The 18861-nt window shown below is 47.9% G+C and carries 20 protein-coding genes; 16 read left to right on the forward strand and 4 right to left on the reverse strand.

Translation table 11 applies throughout. The features are described 5' to 3' along the window. Positions 1–9 precede the first annotated feature (9 nt). Positions 10–855 carry an HDOD domain-containing protein gene (locus UXZ23_RS11920; RefSeq protein ID WP_320820788.1) on the reverse strand — a complete coding sequence of 282 codons (846 nt, stop codon included), beginning with the start codon at positions 853–855 and terminating at the stop codon, positions 10–12. A gap of 40 nt (positions 856–895) precedes the next feature. Continuing rightward, positions 896–1834 carry a hypothetical protein gene (locus UXZ23_RS11925; RefSeq protein ID WP_320820789.1) on the reverse strand — a complete coding sequence of 313 codons (939 nt, stop codon included), beginning with the start codon at positions 1832–1834 and terminating at the stop codon, positions 896–898. 176 nt (positions 1835–2010) lie between these two features. Between UXZ23_RS11925 and UXZ23_RS11930 the strand changes: the two genes are divergently transcribed. Together UXZ23_RS11930 and UXZ23_RS11935 are read left to right on the forward strand one after the other, a co-directional pair. Further along, entirely contained in the window at positions 2011–2277 is a 267-nt protein-coding gene (locus tag UXZ23_RS11930) for a succinate dehydrogenase assembly factor 2 (protein WP_320820790.1), read from the forward strand. Next, positions 2258–2680, forward strand: a complete 423-nt coding sequence (locus UXZ23_RS11935; RefSeq protein ID WP_320820791.1) for a hypothetical protein — start codon at positions 2258–2260, stop codon at positions 2678–2680. Before UXZ23_RS11930 ends, UXZ23_RS11935 begins: the two co-directional genes overlap by 20 nt. A gap of 23 nt (positions 2681–2703) precedes the next feature. On the opposite strand, the gene nadB is transcribed toward UXZ23_RS11935, so the two are convergent. Next, positions 2704–4311: an L-aspartate oxidase gene (nadB, locus tag UXZ23_RS11940; protein ID WP_320820792.1), complete on the reverse strand. Its 1608-nt coding sequence runs from the start codon at positions 4309–4311 to the stop codon at positions 2704–2706. Between the two features lie 312 nt (positions 4312–4623). Here nadB and rpoE point away from each other — a divergent pair, with 312 nt between their 5' ends. From rpoE to acpS, 12 genes are all read left to right on the forward strand, one after another. Then, a complete protein-coding gene (gene rpoE / locus UXZ23_RS11945; RefSeq protein WP_025266064.1) occupies positions 4624–5211 on the forward strand; it encodes an RNA polymerase sigma factor RpoE in 588 nt (195 codons plus the stop codon). Positions 5212–5230: 19 nt separating this feature from the next. Next, entirely contained in the window at positions 5231–5917 is a 687-nt protein-coding gene (locus UXZ23_RS11950) for a sigma-E factor negative regulatory protein (protein WP_320820793.1), read from the forward strand. Further along, positions 5914–6918: a MucB/RseB C-terminal domain-containing protein gene (locus tag UXZ23_RS11955; RefSeq protein ID WP_320820794.1), complete on the forward strand. Its 1005-nt coding sequence runs from the start codon at positions 5914–5916 to the stop codon at positions 6916–6918. The genes UXZ23_RS11950 and UXZ23_RS11955 overlap by 4 nt, the downstream gene beginning before the upstream one ends. Positions 6919–6925: 7 nt before the next feature. Beyond that, the gene (locus tag UXZ23_RS11960; RefSeq protein WP_320820795.1) at positions 6926–7369 is read left to right on the forward strand and encodes a SoxR reducing system RseC family protein; all 444 of its coding nucleotides are present in this window, start codon (positions 6926–6928) and stop codon (positions 7367–7369) included. 22 nt (positions 7370–7391) lie between these two features. Then, positions 7392–8777 (forward strand): DegQ family serine endoprotease, encoded by a 1386-nt coding sequence (locus UXZ23_RS11965; protein ID WP_320820796.1) that lies wholly within the window; start codon positions 7392–7394, stop codon positions 8775–8777. Positions 8778–8905: 128 nt separating this feature from the next. Further along, on the forward strand, positions 8906–10705 hold the full coding sequence (lepA, locus tag UXZ23_RS11970; protein WP_320820797.1) for a translation elongation factor 4: 1800 nt from the start codon (positions 8906–8908) through the stop codon (positions 10703–10705). Further along, the gene (locus UXZ23_RS11975; RefSeq protein ID WP_320820798.1) at positions 10705–11070 is read left to right on the forward strand and encodes a DUF4845 domain-containing protein; all 366 of its coding nucleotides are present in this window, start codon (positions 10705–10707) and stop codon (positions 11068–11070) included. Before lepA ends, UXZ23_RS11975 begins: the two co-directional genes overlap by 1 nt. Beyond that, positions 11067–11756: a ribonuclease III gene (gene rnc, locus UXZ23_RS11980; protein ID WP_320820799.1), complete on the forward strand. Its 690-nt coding sequence runs from the start codon at positions 11067–11069 to the stop codon at positions 11754–11756. Before UXZ23_RS11975 ends, rnc begins: the two co-directional genes overlap by 4 nt. Further along, positions 11756–12646 (forward strand): GTPase Era, encoded by an 891-nt coding sequence (gene era / locus UXZ23_RS11985; RefSeq protein WP_320820800.1) that lies wholly within the window; start codon positions 11756–11758, stop codon positions 12644–12646. The genes rnc and era overlap by 1 nt, the downstream gene beginning before the upstream one ends. Positions 12647–12651: 5 nt before the next feature. Further along, a complete protein-coding gene (gene recO / locus UXZ23_RS11990) occupies positions 12652–13293 on the forward strand; it encodes a DNA repair protein RecO (RefSeq protein ID WP_320820801.1) in 642 nt (213 codons plus the stop codon). Positions 13294–13303: 10 nt separating this feature from the next. Further along, complete coding sequence (gene pdxJ, locus UXZ23_RS11995) at positions 13304–14041, forward strand: pyridoxine 5'-phosphate synthase (RefSeq protein WP_320820802.1); 738 nt, start codon at positions 13304–13306, stop codon at positions 14039–14041. Positions 14042–14049: 8 nt separating this feature from the next. Then, a complete protein-coding gene (acpS, locus tag UXZ23_RS12000; RefSeq protein WP_320820803.1) occupies positions 14050–14457 on the forward strand; it encodes a holo-ACP synthase in 408 nt (135 codons plus the stop codon). Here acpS and UXZ23_RS12005 read toward each other — a convergent pair. Further along, entirely contained in the window at positions 14430–17261 is a 2832-nt protein-coding gene (locus UXZ23_RS12005; RefSeq protein ID WP_320820804.1) for a response regulator, read from the reverse strand. The two genes, acpS and UXZ23_RS12005, sit on opposite strands and share 28 nt — an antisense overlap. Positions 17262–17437: 176 nt before the next feature. Here UXZ23_RS12005 and cysM point away from each other — a divergent pair, with 176 nt between their 5' ends. Both cysM and UXZ23_RS12015 read left to right on the forward strand, forming a co-directional pair. Then, positions 17438–18400: a cysteine synthase CysM gene (gene cysM / locus UXZ23_RS12010; protein WP_320820805.1), complete on the forward strand. Its 963-nt coding sequence runs from the start codon at positions 17438–17440 to the stop codon at positions 18398–18400. 63 nt (positions 18401–18463) lie between these two features. Further along, complete coding sequence (locus tag UXZ23_RS12015; RefSeq protein WP_320820806.1) at positions 18464–18859, forward strand: TRAM domain-containing protein; 396 nt, start codon at positions 18464–18466, stop codon at positions 18857–18859. Positions 18860–18861: the final 2 nt, after the last annotated feature.

Below are 18861 nucleotides of genomic sequence, written 5' to 3' on the forward strand. Positions count from 1 at the left end.
TAGCGCCCCTTAGGCGCTACCAAAAGCCGCTTGCGTGGCGTCGATCTCTTCATTAAGTGCCTGCCATTGCGGCTCAACATTATCGGCGTCTAATCCTAGTTGCTGGAATGAGTGCAAACTATCACGATCAACTTGCCCTAGAGGGTGGTCGGTGCCGGCAAAGTGCTGAATGACGGCAACTTGCACTATGTCGGTAAAATCTACTTGTTCTGATTTTCTTGTTAAGTCTTGGTATTGCTTTGGAACGCGCACGAGCTCGTCAGAAAAATCCCAGCTTTTCAGAATATATGCACCGATATGCGGATGTAGCCGCTCGATAACATGATCGAGCGACATACTATCGCTCATTAAACCTTCGTTGTTTTCGGCATAGGCGAGAATAGGTAGCACACCGATTTGATGTACCAAACCGGCAAGCAATGCTTGATCTGACGGTAACTTGGTAAAATGCCGAGCCAGTACTTGGGCAGATGAGGCTATTTCAATCGCTCGTGACCAACATTCTCGCATACGAACATCAATCGCATCGTTAGTAGCCTGAAACATTTGTGCCATGGCTAAGCCAATAACAAGGTTGCTGGTGTAATCAATGCCTAAGCGTGACACGGCAGTCGTGAGGTCGTTAATGGCGATACTGCTACGTAACATGGGGCTATTAGCTACTCGTAACAGTCGGGTCGTGAGTGCAGGGTCTTGGCCTATGATGGACGATATATCGTTAATGGTGGCATCTTCATCCTCTGCGACCTCGCGAATTTTCAAGGCAATTTCAGGCAAGGTCGGAAGTACCAAGCGGTCTTCACGAATCTGCTGAACAATATCGTCCTTTACTTGCTGCACTAACGACTGAGACATGAGCGGGCCTTTTGAGTTTTCTGCCCGCGTGGCCGGGCATTTAGCTGTCAGAACTCTCAGTATAGAAAACCCTGTGCAAAGTGACGGGGTTTTTGCCAATCACTGCATCTAGCTGTTGTTCTAAACTATTGATTACGGCTAAACCCTCGCTATTCACTATGTTTAGACAAAGGCTTGCCAGCTCGCCAATGGCCTTGCCATCGCCGTTATTGATAGCTGTCATGGGTTTGATGTCGGTATTTTCCGACAAGCTGAAGCGATAAAGAGCACGTTTGCTTTTACCTAAATACTGCAAACGTGCAACGATTTCTTGGCCGGTGTAGCAGCCCTTAGAGAAGCTCACACCTTGATGCTGTTGCCAGTCGATATGCTGCGGCACCCACTCTTCGCGACTGTAATCGTTGACCCAAACGAGCCCTGCCTTGATGTCGGCTAAGTGCCAGTCTTTTGATGAGCACAAGGGTTGGTCAGTAAGCCAAGTATCTGCTTGGTCGATGTTGCACCAGAATTCGCGGCGGTTGTCGGGCCATTGCACGCTGATGCCATTAGTGTCAGCAATAACAGTGTGCGCGGCTTGCAGTGTGGAATCTTGTCCTAGCTCTGCCAGCACTAGCCAGTCTTGGCGCTCCATTAATTGTGTTTTAAAAAATACGGCATATTTACTTAGGTGAGTCTGAAGAGCGGCTGCTTGCGTAGTGGGTAAGCGTAACCAAAAATCATCGTTTTGGCGGGCGATAACAAAGTTAGCCACCATGCGCCCCTTCGCTGTGCAGCACGCGCCCAGTTGCCACATGCCATTTTTTAAAGTACTGACATCGCACGTTAGTTGACCTTGTAAAAAACGCTCGCTATCAGGTCCTTGAATCTGGATAAGGGCCATATCAACTAAGTAGGTACGAGCCGGTCGGCCTAGGCTAGTCGAATTCGGGATGAAATATTCGCCGTCGTTGCTGCCAAGCGAGGATGTAAGCTGGTTCATTGTCGGTGTCTCCAAAACTATGCCTGCGTAGAATCTGCAAGCCTGTGCATTCTACGGCAAAAGTCGACGGCTAAATACGGGATAGAAGTTGTGGGATTATCTGTCTGCTTGCGCTACGTAATTAGCGTTTTAGCAGATCGCTTTGCTACAATGGCTTCCCATCAGAGGAGACTAACGTGTCAGAAGAACTTAACGATATTGATGCACGACGTGTCTGTTGGCATAGCCGTCGCGGCATGCTGGAACTGGATGTGATCCTATTGCCATTTGCGGAAAATAAATACCGTGATTTAACGGAAGACGATAAGCGTCGCTATCGTGATTTATTGGAATGCGAAGATCCTGATCTATTTGCTTGGTTTATGGAACATCAAAATCCAGACGATGCTGATTTTGAGCGTATCGTGGCCGTGGTGTTAGAGTATGCCCGCAGCCCTAAATAAGACGGGCGAATATTATGAATGGGCTTTGCGTCCTTCATTACAACAACGCCGCTTAGATTTTGCGGCGTTGTTAGTAGGTAGTTGCCTGCTACTTGTCTTATTACCACTTTCTTGGTGGTTCTCTTTGATGATCGCGCTAGCGGTCGCTTTTCTTAGTTGGCGTTTCGCCCAGCGAATGCAAGTATCGGTGGAGCGAATAGGTTGCGATGCGCGTGGCTGGTGGATACTTGTGGGCGGTCAGCGCCATTGGGTGCGCTGGCGCAGTGGCAGCATCCGTCGCTATGAATTGGTGCGTTTACAGTGGGGCTTTTGGCCATGGCAGCACATCTTAGTGCGAGCTGACAGCCTAGCAAACGACGAAGACTTGCGCCGTTTGCGTCGCGCGCTATATACGCAGATCTAACCGGCAATAACGGATAGGGCGAACTAGAGCTCGCCCAATTCTTTGATATATTTCGGTGTTAAAACGGTATCGAATGCGCGTGGTAACGGCTCTGGGTAGTCGCGGCTAAAATGCAGACCACGGCTTTCTTTGCGCAATAATGCCGAACGAATAATCACATCCGCTACATCGACTAAATTACGCAGCTCGAGTAAATCATTGGTTACTTTGTGGTTGCTGTAAAACTCTTGTATCTCTTGGCGCAGCAGTTTTACGCGGTGTTTTGCCCGTAGTAAGCGTTTAGTTGTGCGCACAATGCCGAAGTAATCCCACATAAATCGACGCAGCTCATCCCAGTTGTGAGCGATGACGACATCTTCATCTGAATCGGTTACTTGGCTGGAGTCCCAAGCGGGTACTTTCTCAATCGAGGCTGCTAAATCTAAGTTTTCGGCAATATGCTTAGCCGCAGAGCGAGCAAACACCAAGCACTCGAGTAGAGAGTTACTGGCTAACCGATTTGCACCATGTAGCCCTGTACTGGCGGTTTCACCCACTGCGTATAGCCGTTCAATGTCGGTACGGCCATGAATATCTGTTACTACACCACCACAGGTGTAATGCGCTGCGGGTACGACAGGAATTGGGTCTTTAGTAATGTCGATGTTCAGTTGCAAGCAGCGTTCATAGATAGTGGGAAAGTGTTCTTTAATAAAGTCGGCAGGTTTGTGGCTGATGTCTAAGAACAAGCAATCGGCACCCAAACGCTTCATCTCATGGTCAATCGCGCGGGCGACGATATCTCGCGGCGCGAGTTCTGCCCGCTCGTCAAAATGATGCATAAAGCGTTTGCCGTTTGGTAGTAGTAACTTACCGCCTTCCCCCCTAACGGCTTCAGTAATCAAAAACGATTTGGCTTGTGGGTGATACAAACAGGTTGGGTGGAATTGGTTGAATTCCATATTGGCAACGCGACAGCCCGCGCGCCAAGCCATGGCAATACCATCACCAGAAGCGCCGTCAGGGTTGCTCGTGTACAAATACACCTTGCTGGCTCCGCCAGTGGCTAATACCACGGCTCGGGCCGTAATAACATCGACATCGCCGGTTTCGTTATTTAGAAAATAACCGCCAACGCAGGCTTGTCCAGGGAGCCCGAGTTTGTTGCGGGTGACGAGGTCGATGGCAATATGATCTTGAAGTAAGGTCAAATTTTTGCAGTTGCGAGCACGCTCTAGCAAGGTATCGGAAATTGCATGGCCAGTGGCATCGGCTGCATGAATAATGCGACGTGCGCTATGACCGCCTTCACGGGTTAGATGAAAGTGATTAGGACTATCTTGGGTAAAGGGCACGCCAATATCAATCAGCCATTCAATTGCCGCCGTTGATTCTTCTACGGTGTAGCGCACAGCTGGCTCATGACAGAGGCCGGCACCGGCGATAAGTGTGTCTTCTACATGGGCATCGATACTGTCTTCATCATCCAATACCGCAGCAACACCACCTTGTGCCCAGCGCGTCGAGCCTGCGTCTAAGGAGTCCTTGCTAATGATCGCGGCCTTGATATGCTCGGGCAGGGATAGCCCCAAAGTCAGACCCGCAGCTCCGCTACCGATAATCAGCACATCGTAGGTAAAACTCTGACTCATACTTCTGAAACCTTGATTGTGAACATGACAAACGACGTATTTCGTCACCCGAGAACGGAATGTAGGGGGGGCAGTGTATGCATCGCAACGTCTCGCACTATAATGCCAGCCTATTGTCCTTGAAAAGGTTTTGTCATAAAGCTAACGATATCTAACCTTTTGATGTGGAACTGTAATAAAGCGTCAGCCGGACAATTCGATAGGAACTTTTTAAACATTACGCCCTCTACATTACAAAGCCACAATGGAGGGCAGAGTGTGACAAACTTAGCGATGGCTGCGATGAAGCAGCGAGATACAGCGGGTAATGGCATGACAGATCAACAAATTTCAGACCGGCAATTGGTTGCTCGGGTGCAGAAAGGTGATCGCCGCGCATTTGATCTGCTGGTGGTTAAGTATCAGCATAGAATTTTAGCCTTGGTTGGCCGTTTTGTTTCTGACTTCGCTGAAGCTCAGGATGTCACTCAAGAAGCATTCATCAAAGCCTATCGTGCGTTACCATCGTTCCGTGGTGACAGTGCTTTTTATACGTGGATGTACCGTATTGCGGTGAATACCGCTAAAAATCATTTGATCAGCCGTGGTCGTAAAACACCGACGAACGATATTGATTTAGATGACGCAGCCTACTTTGCCGATGAGAGCCATATGCGCGATATGGACACGCCGGATGGATTGCTGCAAAGAGACCAATTACGTGATGTGGTATTTGCTGCTATTGATGCTTTGCCTGAAGAATTGCGCATCGCAGTCACGCTGCGTGAGATTGATGGTCTAACCTATGAAGAGATTGCCGATGTTATGGAATGCCCTATAGGTACCGTACGTTCGCGCATATTCCGAGCTCGTGAAGCCATTGAGAAAAAAATGCAGCCTCTGCTGAGTGCGACTGCCTGATGAGACGTAAGGATTAACTATGAACGATAAAATGAATGAATCCTTATCCGCATTAGTGGACGGCGAGACCGATGAGCTCGAAGTGCGGCGGGTGATGAATCAAATTGATCAAACCTCAGAAATGCTGCAAACCTGGCGTCGTTATCAACTTATTGGCTCGGTATTACGCAACGAGCCAGCCAGTACCATTGACCTCTCGCGCGGCATTATGCAAGCCCTAGATGGCGAGCCGATGGATGATGTGGTAACACCGGTATCGACGGCGAGTAACCTTGAGGTGTCAGCGTCTGCTCTTGACGTGAAATCGTCCCGCTGGAGTTGGTTAGCATCTGGTGCGGTTGCCGCTTCGGTCACCTTGGCCGTGCTGGTGGGCGTGCGAGCCACTTCTGAGCTGCAAAATTCTGCTCTTAACGGTCAAGCGTTGAGTGCTGTAATGCCGACAGTGTTGGGCCTCGATACAACGGGGTCATCGGATGCCATCGCGGAGGCTTTGGTTTCAGTTGAGCCTATTTCAGATATTGCTATAGCTGCAACTGAGCGTCAGCCACAAGCGGATAGCGAGACTTTGCGAGAAGCACAAAATGTGCTGAAAGAGTATGTGTTGCAGCATACAGAACATGCCTCACTCAATACTGCTAGCGGCATGATGCCTTATGCTAGAGTAGCTAACTTCGAACAGGACGCCGCGAAGGCGAAGGGCAAGTGATTGTCAGATTACTGTTGATACTCTGCTGTTTGTCAGTCTCTGTTTATGCAGATTCCGACATCCAGCAGGAGCAAAACGCACGCGTTTGGTTAGATAAAATGTCGCGCGCTCTAAATGAGCGTAACTATCAGGGTGTTCTCATCTATGGCGACCCCAATGCCTGGAACACCCTATCAATTAAGCACAGTGTTATTGATGGCACTGAATATGAAAAGCTAGAACATCTCACCGGCTTGCCGCGTAAAATCATTCGGCGTGGGCATGATATCACCTGCATTCATCCGGGTGATCATGTCGTTCGTACTGATCCAAATATCACCAATCCGTTAACGCAATCCCTAGTGCTTAGTAGCTCTGAACTTACCAATCTATACGATTTGCAGGTAGGCGGACACGAACGAATAGCGGATCGTATAGCGCAACGAATTAACGTGACGCCTAAAGATAAATATCGTTATGGTTACAGTCTTTGGGTGGATATGCAAAGCGGTTTATTGTTACGCAGCGACTTGATGTCCGAACGAGGAGAGGTGTTAGAACGCTTCCAGTTTGCCCAAGTTGAAATAGACGGCGATATTCCCATATCGGAATTTGATGACACTGATGCAGGGCACCGGATCGAAGGGCACGGTTTAGCCAGTAAGGCAGGGATGATACAACCGGCTCTATGGGAGCCGGGATGGATTCCGCGAGGCTTTATGATGACGACGCGCCGTGAGCAAGAGCAAGCGGCTCAACATCATCAAACTATGGTGATGTATACAGATGGCTTGGCAGCTTTTACTTTGTTTGTGGATAATATTGCCGATGGTCGTATGCCCGACATGAACAAGCGTTGGGGAGCAACCGCCGCTGTCGTGCGACATATGAAGTTTAACGATAATGGTTATCGCATTACGGTTGTGGGTGAAGTCCCCATAGCGACAGTACAAAAAATAGCATTATCGGTCCGGCCTATGCTAGCGGCAGTGCCGAGTGGGTTAATTAATGAGTTGGAATAAATAAACGATGAGCCAAGAAGTAGTTGCAGTGGTTGAGCAAGGTGAAGGCGGTATCTGGGTTGAAGCAACTCAGCGCAGCGCTTGCGGAAGTTGCAATGCGCGCTCTGGGTGTGGTCAGCATAGCTTGAGCAAGCTTGGTCGCCCGATGCGTTTATGGATACCTACAGATCGCAATTATCAGGTTGGTGATCAGGTGATCTTATCGCTACCGCAAGGTGGCTTAGCTCTCAGTGCTCTGGTGCTTTATGGCTTACCGCTGGTGGGCTTAATTGCGGGTGCTATCCTTGGACAACGTCTTGGTACCGACCTTATTTCAGCCGCGGTTGGCATCGCTGGCTTAGGGGTTGGATTTATTGTTGCTAAAAAACTATCAGAACAGTTCACAAAACAATGGCATCCTCAAATTGTTGATGGCTGTGCCGGCGTTATCTCCACAAAACTGGTTGAATGAAATTATAGTTGAGAGGATCGACATGGCAGTAATACTTCGTTTATTCGTGGTTTGCTTGGTAGTGCTGACGACTGGTCGGGCTTGGGCAGAACTTCCTGATTTTCGCGAGCTGGTCAAAGAAACGTCTCCCGCGGTGGTGAATATCAGTACCGTACAACACGCTCGGTCTAACGCATTTCAACAGCATTATGGTTTACCGGATGATGTCCCAGAAATCTTTCGTCATTTCTTTGGTCAGCAAATTCCATCGCCCGGTGGCAAACAAGAAAGCGCTTCTTTAGGGTCTGGTTTTATCGTTTCGCGTGACGGTTATATTCTAACGAACAACCATGTTGTGAAAGATGCGGATGAAATTGTCGTGCGTCTTAGTGATCGTCGTGAACTCGACGCGGTACTAATCGGCGCCGATGAAAGTTCAGATTTGGCGGTTTTGAAAGTCGAAGCCAAGAATCTACCGACCGTCGAACTCGGTAATTCCGACAAGTTAGAAGTGGGTGAATGGGTGGTCGCCATTGGTTCGCCGTTTGGGTTTGATTATTCAGTGACTGCAGGGATTGTTAGTGCCAAAGGGCGCAGCTTACCTAATGAGAATTATGTTCCGTTCATTCAAACGGACGTTGCGATCAATCCTGGTAATTCAGGTGGTCCTCTGTTCAATCTTGACGGCAAAGTCGTGGGTATTAACTCGCAAATCTACACCCGTTCGGGCGGCTTTATGGGGGTGTCATTCGCGATTCCAATCAATGTTGCAATGGATGTTGCTGAGCAGCTAAAGGCTAATGGCAAAGTAAGCCGTGGTTGGCTAGGCGTAGTGATCCAAGAGGTCAGTAAGGATCTAGCTGAGTCGTTTGGCTTAGATAAAGCTGCCGGCGCTTTGGTTGCTCAGGTTGTTCCAAATAGCCCAGCGGCCAGTGCCGGAATTGAAAACGGTGACATCATTACTCGCATCAATGGCCGAGATATTTATCTGTCGTCAGATTTGCCGCACCAAGTGGGTCGATTAGCGGCGGGCGAAAATGCCACTCTTGATATCGTACGCAATGGTAAGCGCAAAAAAGTAACGGTCAATATCGGTGTTCTCCCTGATAGCGGCGCAATGGAGTTGGCGCAAAATCCAGCGACAGCCGAGCGGTTGAGCAATAGCTTGGGCGTGTTGGTAACCGATCTTAGCGACCGTCAACGTAAAGACGCTGGCGATGGCGTTATGGTAAAAGAAGTGCGTCGTGGTCCTGCGTCAATGGCTGGTTTGATCAATGGTGACATTATTACCATGATCTATGGCGAACAGATCCACTCTGTTGCTGAGTTTGATAAGGTCGTGAACAACTTACCGAAAAATCGCAGTGTCCCTATGCGTATTGTGCGTCGTGGCACCGCGATGTTCATCCCTTTACGCATTACCGACTAAGACTAGAAATGCGCTCAGCCTTCTGCTGAGCGCAGCCGATTGCCCAAGTCCCGCACTCTACATAGCGTTTGGGCTGTAATTCGAGTAAAATCCCCACCCATTTTCAATAATCTACCGGATGATATTCTGTGAGCCGACTGGACCACATTCGTAACTTTTCCATTATTGCCCATATTGACCACGGCAAGTCGACACTATCGGATCGCTTTATTCAGGTGTGTGGTGGTCTCAGCGACCGCGAAATGCAGGCGCAGGTGTTGGATTCGATGGACATCGAGCGTGAACGTGGCATTACCATCAAGGCCCAGAGCGTAACGCTAGATTACAAAGCGCGAAATGGTGAAACCTACCAGCTCAACTTCATTGATACCCCAGGGCACGTCGACTTTAGCTATGAAGTGAGTCGCTCGTTGTCAGCCTGTGAAGGTGCATTATTAGTTGTTGATGCGGCTCAGGGCGTTGAAGCCCAATCCGTCGCCAACTGTTACACCGCGATAGAGCAAGGCCTAGAAGTAATTCCGGTACTGAATAAGATGGATTTGCCACAAGCCGATCCAGACAAAGTAGCCCAAGAAATCGAAGATATTATTGGCTTAGATGCTACCGAAGCGGTGCGTTGTAGCGCTAAGAGCGGCTTAAACATTGAAGATGTTTTAGAAGATTTAGTGGCTCGAGTGCCTCCGCCAGAGGGAAATGTTGACGGTCCTCTGCAGGCCCTGATTATCGACTCTTGGTTTGATCCTTACTTGGGTGTTGTCTCGTTAATTCGTGTGAAGAACGGCAGCATCAAAAAAGGTGACAAAATTCGCATGAAATCGACCGGTCGTGACCATTTAGTTGATGGCATTGGTATCTTTACCCCAAAAATGACCGCAACCGGTGAGCTTTGCACCGGTGAAGTGGGTTACATGGTGGGTAGCATCAAAGAAATTCACGGCGCGCCAGTAGGCGATACCATCGTTAGCGCTAAGTTTCCTGATGTTGATGCATTGCCTGGCTTCCAAAAGGTTAAGCCTCAGGTGTATGCAGGTTTATTCCCTGTGTCCGCTGACGACTTCGAAAGCTTCCGTGATGCATTGGATAAATTATCGCTGAACGACGCTTCCCTGTTCTTTGAACCAGAAAGCTCAGATGCCTTAGGTTTTGGTTTCCGTTGTGGCTTCTTAGGCATGCTGCATATGGAAATTATTCAAGAACGCTTAGAGCGCGAATACGACTTGGATTTAATTACCACTGCACCCACGGTAATTTATGAAGTACTGACTCGTCGTGGTGACGTATTGATGGTCGATAACCCATCTAAATTGCCCGATCCCGGTACGATTGAAGAAATGCGCGAGCCAATTGCAGAATGTAATATTTTAGTACCGCAAGAGTATCTCGGTAACGTGATTACGTTGTGTATTGAAAAGCGCGGTGTGCAAATTGATATGCAGTACACCGGTTCGCAAGTAGCGTTAAAGTACGAAATACCGATGGGTGAGGTCGTTATGGACTTCTTCGATCGTTTGAAGTCTGCGAGCCGCGGTTTTGCCTCGTTAGATTACAGCTTCACGCGCTTTCAAGCATCGTCGTTACAACGCTTAGATGTATTAGTGAATGGTGAGCGTGTTGATGCTCTAGCAACGATTATGCATACCGATAGCGTCCGTCGTCGTGGTGCAGCTCTAACCGAAAAAATGAAAGAGCTTATTCCGCGCCAGATGTTCGACGTCGCGATTCAAGCGGCTATTGGCAATCAAGTGGTTGCTCGTACGACGGTAAAAGCTTTGCGTAAAAACGTTATTGCCAAATGTTATGGCGGTGATGTTAGCCGTAAGAAGAAACTGCTACAGAAGCAGAAAGACGGTAAAAAGCGTATGAAGCAGATTGGTAACGTTGAAATCCCACAATCCGCGTTTCTTGCGGTCCTTAGGGTAGATGATTAATGAAAAAGAAGCAGCTTGGATTATCAATGCCGGGAGTTTTGGCTTTGATGGTATTGGCCATTATGATTCTTCGAGCTGCTATTTCATTGATACCTATGTATTGGGATGATGTCATGGTGGGTAGTATTTTAGACTCAGTTCAAGAGTCTAAAGCTATTACTGGCAAAACGTCCACCAGTGATGCCAAGCGCGTACTGGAAAAACGTTTCCAATCCAATAATTTATATATTTCTACTGATAAACTAGAACTCGATCGTTCTGAGCATCGATTAGTGCTGACGTATACTTACGACCGTCGAGATGATTTTTTCAGTAACATTGATTTTGTGCTCACCTTTACCCATCGGAAAGATTTTACTCAGTGAATAATTCGCTCCTGAAACTATCGCAGCGATTAGGTTATACCTTTCGCGACGAGCAATTAGCCACGCTCGCATTAACTCACCGTAGTAAAGCCGGTCATAATAACGAACGACTAGAATTCCTTGGTGATTCCATTTTAAATTTCGTCGTCGGTGAAGATTTATTTCGCCGTTTTCCTACTGCGAAAGAAGGCAAGTTGAGCCGTTTGCGGGCAAAAATGGTTAAAGGCGAGACCTTAGCTTTTGTTGCACGCGAATTTGAATTAGGCGATTTTTTATTGCTGGGTTCCGGCGAAATGAAAAGTGGCGGACATCGCCGTGATTCTATTTTGGCCGATACCGTAGAAGCCCTGATCGGCGCTATGTATTTAGATGCTGGATTGGAAGTGGTGCGCGAGCGTATATTGGCGTGGTACGCCGATCGCCTCGATGCATTAACCCTCGAAGATCCTATTAAAGATCCCAAAACGCGTTTGCAAGAATATCAGCAAGCGCAGCGTTCAAGTCTGCCCAAATACACGATATTGAGTGTTGAAGGTCCGACTAACGAGCAAGTATTTACTATCGAATGCGTCATACCTGAAGAAGCCGATGCCGTTGTGGCGATTGGTGGTAGCCGTCGTGCTGCCGAGCAAGCCGCCGCGCAGCAAATGCTGCTTAATCTTGGAATCCACGGGGAGGAAGAATAATGCCGCAACGTACCGGTTTTGTGGCCATTGTTGGTCGTCCTAATGTGGGAAAATCCACGTTACTCAATCGCATTCTTGGTCAGAAATTATCGATTACTTCGCGCAAGCCGCAAACAACACGCCATCAAATTTTGGGTATTAAAACAGAAGAAGATGTTCAGGTTGTTTATGTTGATACGCCGGGTATTCATAAGAATCAAGAAAAAGCGATTAACCGCTATATGAATAAAGCGGCCACTACCGCAGTGAAAGACGTTGATCTAATTCTAATGATTATCGACCGTACACGTTGGACCGATGAAGACGATATGGTGCTAGAAGCGGTTAAGCAACAGCGTGCACCGATTGTACTCGTAGTGAATAAAGTCGATTTTATTCAAGATAAAAACGATTTGCTGCCGTATTTAGAGAAGGTCAGTAAACGTCATACCTTCGATCAAATTATTCCTATTAGTGCGAAAACGGGTCATAACATTGACCGTTTAGAGCATTTAATTGAAAGCTATTTGCCTGAAAATCAATATTTCTATCCAGAAGACCAAATTACGGATAGAAGTTCGCGCTTCTTAGCCGCTGAGCTGGTGCGTGAAAAAATTATGCGCCAGTTGGGTGATGAACTTCCTTATGCCATGACGGTAGAAATTGAAGAGTTCAAACATGACGGTCGTATTATCGAAATCAGTGCGCTTATTTTAGTTGAGCGTGCCTCGCAAAAACGTATCGTAATTGGCGAGGCTGGTTCTCGCTTAAAGCAAATTGGCCAAGATGCTCGCAAAGATATGGAGTTGCTATTCGACTGCAAAGTCATGCTTAACATGTGGGTGAAAGTGAAATCCAACTGGTCGGATGACGAACGCGCTTTACGCAGTCTCGGTTACGACGACCAATAGTCACGATGAAGCAGTGGTTTGTGCTGCAACGTCAGCCACTACGCGAAGACGACTGGCTACTCGATATATTCAGCATGAGTGCCGGTCGTTTACGAGTGATCAGCCAAGCAATGGTCGGTCGAGAAGACCCCGATTTATTGTGTCTTTGTCAGGGGGATTGGCAGCAGGGACAAGAATTCCCTCGGGTAAAAGCATCGGAAGTAATTGCTCGGCCAAGCTTGCAGGGAGTGCCCTTGTATTGTGCTGTCTACATCACCGAATTGTTGGCGAGATTACTGCCACAACATGAATCCTATCCCGCTGTTTTTACCCTCTATCTCGATACCCTTAATGCGCTAGCCGATACACCCTTGGTTGACCCTTGGTTGCGGCATTTTGAATTTCAACTATTGCAACAATTAGGCTATGGTTTTTCGTGGCAGAAAGATATCCTAGGCAATAATATTGAGCCGTCTTTGCATTATGTATTTGCCGGTGGCGAGGGCTTCGTTTTAGCAGCTAAAGGCTACGCGGGAGCTGCTATTCTTGCTATTGGTAAGGGTGATTATCAATTTCCTACGGCACTTAATGTCGCTAAACTGATTCTGCGACAAGCATTGGAAGCACAACTTACGCGGCCATTGATCAGTCGTGAGCTATTTATTTAAAGGTGAAGTTATGAGTTTGGCTAAACGTGTTTTGTTAGGTGTTAATATCGATCACGTTGCAACTTTGCGCCAAGCGCGCGGTACACGTTATCCTGACCCCGTACAAGCGGCATTTGTTGCTGAAGAAGCTGGCGCCGATGGTATTACCGTTCATCCGCGTGAAGACGGACGTCATATTCAAGTACGCGATGTACGTATTTTGCGCGATACACTGGCGACACGCATGAACCTCGAAATGGCGGTCACTGAGAATATGCTGCAGTTGGCTGAAGAGGTTTGTCCTCCATGTACCTGCTTGGTTCCAGAGAAACGCGAGGAGCTAACCACCGAAGGTGGATTGGATGTCGCTGGACAAGAAGCTCATATCACCGCTGCAGTAGCGCGTTTAAAAGCCATTGGTAGTGAAGTGTCATTATTTATTGATCCTGATGAAGCGCAAATTGATGCAACTGTACGCACGGGGGCTCCGGTAATTGAATTGCACACGGGTCGGTATGCTGATGCCGAAACTAACGAAGAGCGTGACGAAGAGTTAGTGCGCATTGCCACTGCTGCTAAATATGCGGCCAGTAGAGGTTTAATCGTTAATGCGGGTCATGGTTTGAATTATCACAACGTCGAAGCGATTGCCGCTATTCCAGAAATGAATGAATTAAATATTGGTCATGCCATCGTTGCGCGCGCAGTGTTCGTTGGCTTGGCGCAAGCCGTGGCCGATATGCGCGCTCTATTAGCGGCAGCACGTTAGGACTTTTGGTGTTTTCGCTGAGTGATATTGAAGCTCATGGTGTCATGGGTATCGGTACAGATTTATTAGCGGAATCACGTATCAATGCCATTGTTGAGCGTCAGCCAGTAAAGTTTGCTCAGCGCATTTTAACCCCTGCCGAATTATCCATTTGGGCGCAGCATCACCAGCCGAACAATTTTTTAGCGAAACAGTTTGCGGCGAAAGAGGCCTTATCTAAGGCATTAGGGACGGGTATTGCGGCGGGTGTTAGCTTTCAACATATTGAAGTGTTGCGCGATCAGCTCGGCGCCCCTTATGTTGTTCTATCGAGTGTCGCTGCGCAGCGTATGCAGGTGTTGGGCGCAACCCGAGCATTGATTAGTTTGTCTGATGATCAAGGGCTTATTCAAGCGTTTGCATTAATTGTTGTCTGATTTCTTAGTAGATCTGACCAGTCATTTATCTCTACCCATTCTTGTAATCTTTTGAGCTCCGTTACTAGGCGGCGCATTTGTTCTGGTAGCTTGGCAAACTCATTCGCTTTTAGCGCGCTTTCGAATGTTTCTAATTCAAGGCGTAAGCAAGGTGTACCGCAATAACGAGTGGCACCGTGCATCCTATGTACAGCCTCTAATAACTCATCCAACGCTTCTTCTTCCCAGTAGGCAACGATATTTGCACGTTCGTTATCGAGGGAGTCGAGCAGCATCTGGAACATATCAACGGCTAATTCGACATTGTTATTAGCATGGTGAAGCGCCATGTCGGCATTGAATATTTCGCGGCAAATTGATTTTTCTTTCACGATCTCTCGATGGCGCTCATGTTTAATAACACGCACTAGTGTATTGATTGGTGCGCGATAGCCGGTCCAGCGTTCAACGCATTTAGCCAGTTGTTCTTGTGTAATAGGTTTCGTTTGATAATCGTTCATGCCAGATTTAAGCAAGGCCTGCTTTTCGTCTGCCATAGCATGTGCAGTTAGGGCAATAATGGGTAGTGCAGCTTTGCCGGGCATACGGCGAATGTGTTCGGTTGCTTCCGTGCCTGACATGTTTGGCATTTGAATATCCATGAACACCATTTCTATCGGATGCTGGTCGATTTGCGCGATTGCCTCGCTCCCAGTCATGGCGGAATAGACTTGTATGCCCATTTCACGCAATAAGGTCACGACTAACTTCAAATTCGCGTGGTTATCATCCACCGCTAAAATACAGGGAGGAACTCGCCCTGGTGAGTGCTCTTCTGTTGCGTCAGTAAGCGTGAGTACTTGCGATTCGTCGGCAACAAGCTCGCTCAGTGCCGCGTGTAACTTGCGCTGTGTAACGGGGCGACTCAACGCCTCGTTAGCCCCCAGCTTTTTCAACATATCGAGGTCTTCGTGACTCACGCTATTAACCAAAGCGACAACGGGCACTTGGGTATCTTTCAGTGCGTTCAGTAAGGCTAAGGCGTCATCGTCGAGTTTTTCATGATCAACAGCGCATAAAATAAGATCGTATTTCTCGCCTGCGTTTACTCGATCAACGACTTGTGGAATCGTTGGATAGTAGTGATGGTTAATTTGCCACGATGTTAATAATGTTAGTAGGTCGGTCGTAGCTGCCTGTTTTGGATCAATAACGGCGATGTTGATATTTAGCGGCGTAAGGTTGTTGGTGGTGGAGTCTTGATCTATCTGAATATCAATATTAAAGAAGAAAGACGAGCCAAAACCTTCACGGCTTTCAACGCGAATGTCACCATGCATCGCCTCAACTAGCGCTTTAGAAATAATTAACCCTAAACCTGTACCACCAAATTGGCGAGCGACGCTAGCATCTGCTTGGGAGAAGGCTTGGAATAGTTTTTCTTGTTTTTCTGGTGATAAGCCTAAGCCGGTATCACGAATTTCAAACTGTAAGCTGGCACGGTGATCTTTTTGGCTAATGAGTGACGTTTTCACCGTAACGCTGCCGTATTCCGTAAATTTAATCGCATTATTGACTAGGTTGGTGATGACTTGTTTTAGTCGCAATGGGTCGCCGCATACCGCGAGTGGTACGTTACTTTCAATAATCTGATTAAGTTCTAAGCGTTTACCCACTGCCTCGGGAGCTAATACTTGTAGTGCATCTTCGATGACGTCGCGCAGATTAAAAGGGGTGTGCTCGATGATGAGTTTACCGGCATCAATTTTCGATAAATCGAGGATGTCGTTGATAATATTTAGTAGGTCGTCCGAGGACTTGCGGATTGTTTGCAAGTAGTCGTTCTGGCGTTCACTGACTTGGGTGCGACCTAGTAATTCTGAGAAACCTAAAATACCGTTCAGTGGTGTACGAATTTCGTGGCTAACGTTGGCTAAGAACTCAGACTTCATGCGGCTAGCTTCGATAGCCTCTTTACGACCGAGCGTGAGTTCGCGGTTACGAATTTCCAGCTCATCTAATGTCTCTTGGAGGTCGTGAGTCGCTTGTTCTAAGTTTTGTTGGTGTTCAGTATTCGCCCGCTGCAAGGCACTTGCCATCGCATTAATACCCGATGCGAGGGCTTGGAATTCTCCGCCATTTTCAATGTGTACACGGGTTTCTAATTTGCCATCTTTCATATCGTCGATGGCATCAACAATAACCCCCATGGGGCGCGATACTTGTTTACTAATTCGTAATGCCAGGATCGTACATAAAATGAGTACTAACAATATAATGCTGAGTGATGAGGCTATGTGTTGATACTGATTTAATTTGGTATTAGCACTGGAAAGCTCAACTTCGGCCCAGCCGAGTAATTGTTGCTGGCCGTTTTTCTGGGCATAGAATTGTTCGGAAAGTTGATCAGCAATAATTAAGTTTTGCGAAAATATCGGCGCGCGCGCGCGCAGTGAACCATCTGTGCGCATGAGTTGTAATTGATCGGCTTTCAATTCAGCGGAGCCAAAACGCTCGGTTAACATTCGTGGCCCCGCATGCGCAAGCGCCTGCATATCTTGGTTGTATAAGGTCACTGCACGAACGTCGAGTTCTTCCAACATATTGTTGGCAATGTTCTGCAATATACCAACACTGCCGGTCATTACACCGTACTCGCAAGTGGGGGCTAATTGTTTAGCCATTGCTAAGGTACGTTGTTCCAATAGATCGCCAAGATCACGGGCGCGTTCGGTAATAAAAAAGGTGCCAAGAACTAACGACACTATGATGCCAGGCAGCAACGCCAGAAACAGGATACGATTTTGAATGTTCCAATTTTTCATCGCGATGAGGCAGCCTATTGTTTAGTCAAGAAACGCATCGGCCTAGAGTAAAGGTGGCGTAACGTTGGTGCAAACTTTGTCGTCAATTTACCGCGATTAATCCCTAAGAGTCGTCGCGTCTAAGCTGCGACAGCGGTAAACTACGCGCAAACTGTCTACCAGAAACGAGAATCTCCGTGACTGATCGCCAAAATTCGACAACTGAAGCGCCGTTATATCCCACTATTGCTGATTGCGTTGGTAATACACCACTAGTGCGATTGCAGCGTTTACTGCCGGCCGGTAGTAGCAATACGGTATTGCTGAAGTTAGAAGGCAATAATCCTGCGGGTTCTGTGAAAGATCGGCCAGCCCTATCCATGATTCAGCGAGCAGAGCAGCGCGGTGATATTAAGCCTGGTGATGTCTTGATCGAAGCGACCAGTGGCAATACAGGCATCGCCTTGGCAATGGCCGCAGCTATTATGGGTTACCGCATGATATTAATTATGCCGGATAACGCCACCATGGAACGTCGTTGGGCAATGGAAGCTTATGGTGCCGAATTGATTTTAGTGAGCAAAGAAGAAGGCATGGAAGGCGCTCGCGACTTAGCTGACAAAATGGAACTGGAGGGCAAGGGTCGCGTTTTAAATCAGTTTGGAAATACCGATAACCCCGAGGCTCATTATCGCGGTACTGGTCCTGAAATATGGCAACAAACCGCTGGGCAGGTTACGCACTTCGTGAGTTCAATGGGTACAACCGGAACCATTATGGGAACGTCCCGTTACCTCAAGGAACAAAACCCAGATATTTGTATCGTCGGTTTACAACCATCCGAAGGTGCGGCCATCCCCGGAATTCGTCGTTGGCCACAAGCGTATTTACCGACTATTTTCGATAGTACACGCGTCGATCAGGTGTTAGATATCGGTCAGCAATTGGCCGAAGATACAATGCGCGCTTTAGCCCGTGAAGAAGGTATTTTTTGTGGTGTGTCATCAGGAGGCTCTGTTGCGGCAGCTTTGCATTTGGCCGAAACCTTGGAAAATGCCACCATCGTGGCGATCATTTGTGATCGCGGCGATCGCTATTTATCGTCGGGCGTGTTTGCGCCGCAGGGTAAGGTGACAGGGCCTTGTCCCTCTACCGATTGAATTTCGCCAATTTGCCCCAATATAGGGCGACATTACCAATACAGAATTATTGCAGAGTGCGCCGTGAACCAAGGATCTAATGGTAAGACCTTAACGCTAACCATCGACAACATGACGTCGGATGGTCAAGGCGTCGCGCGTTCTGGACGCGATGTGTATTTTGTTCCTGGTGCAATTCCGGGCGAGCAGGTCGAAGCGCGTATCGAAAAGCGCAGTAAAAAGATCTGGCACTCGCGTTTGTTAAAAGTGATTACGCCATCTGAATATCGCGTGCCTGCACCTTGCCCACATTATTTGCGTTGCGGTGGCTGCGATATGCAGCACATGACCTACGAGCGCCAAGTCGAATTTAAACAAGATCGCGTCGCGCGTGAATTGGCGCGCCAAGGTGTCGCAGTCAGCGACTGGGCCGCACCAATTGTTGCGGAGCCGTGGGGTTATCGCCGCAAGGCGCGCTGAGG

It is taken from the genome of Thalassolituus sp. (genome assembly GCF_034111725.1).
GTDB lineage: Bacteria > Pseudomonadota > Gammaproteobacteria > Pseudomonadales > Oceanobacteraceae > Thalassolituus.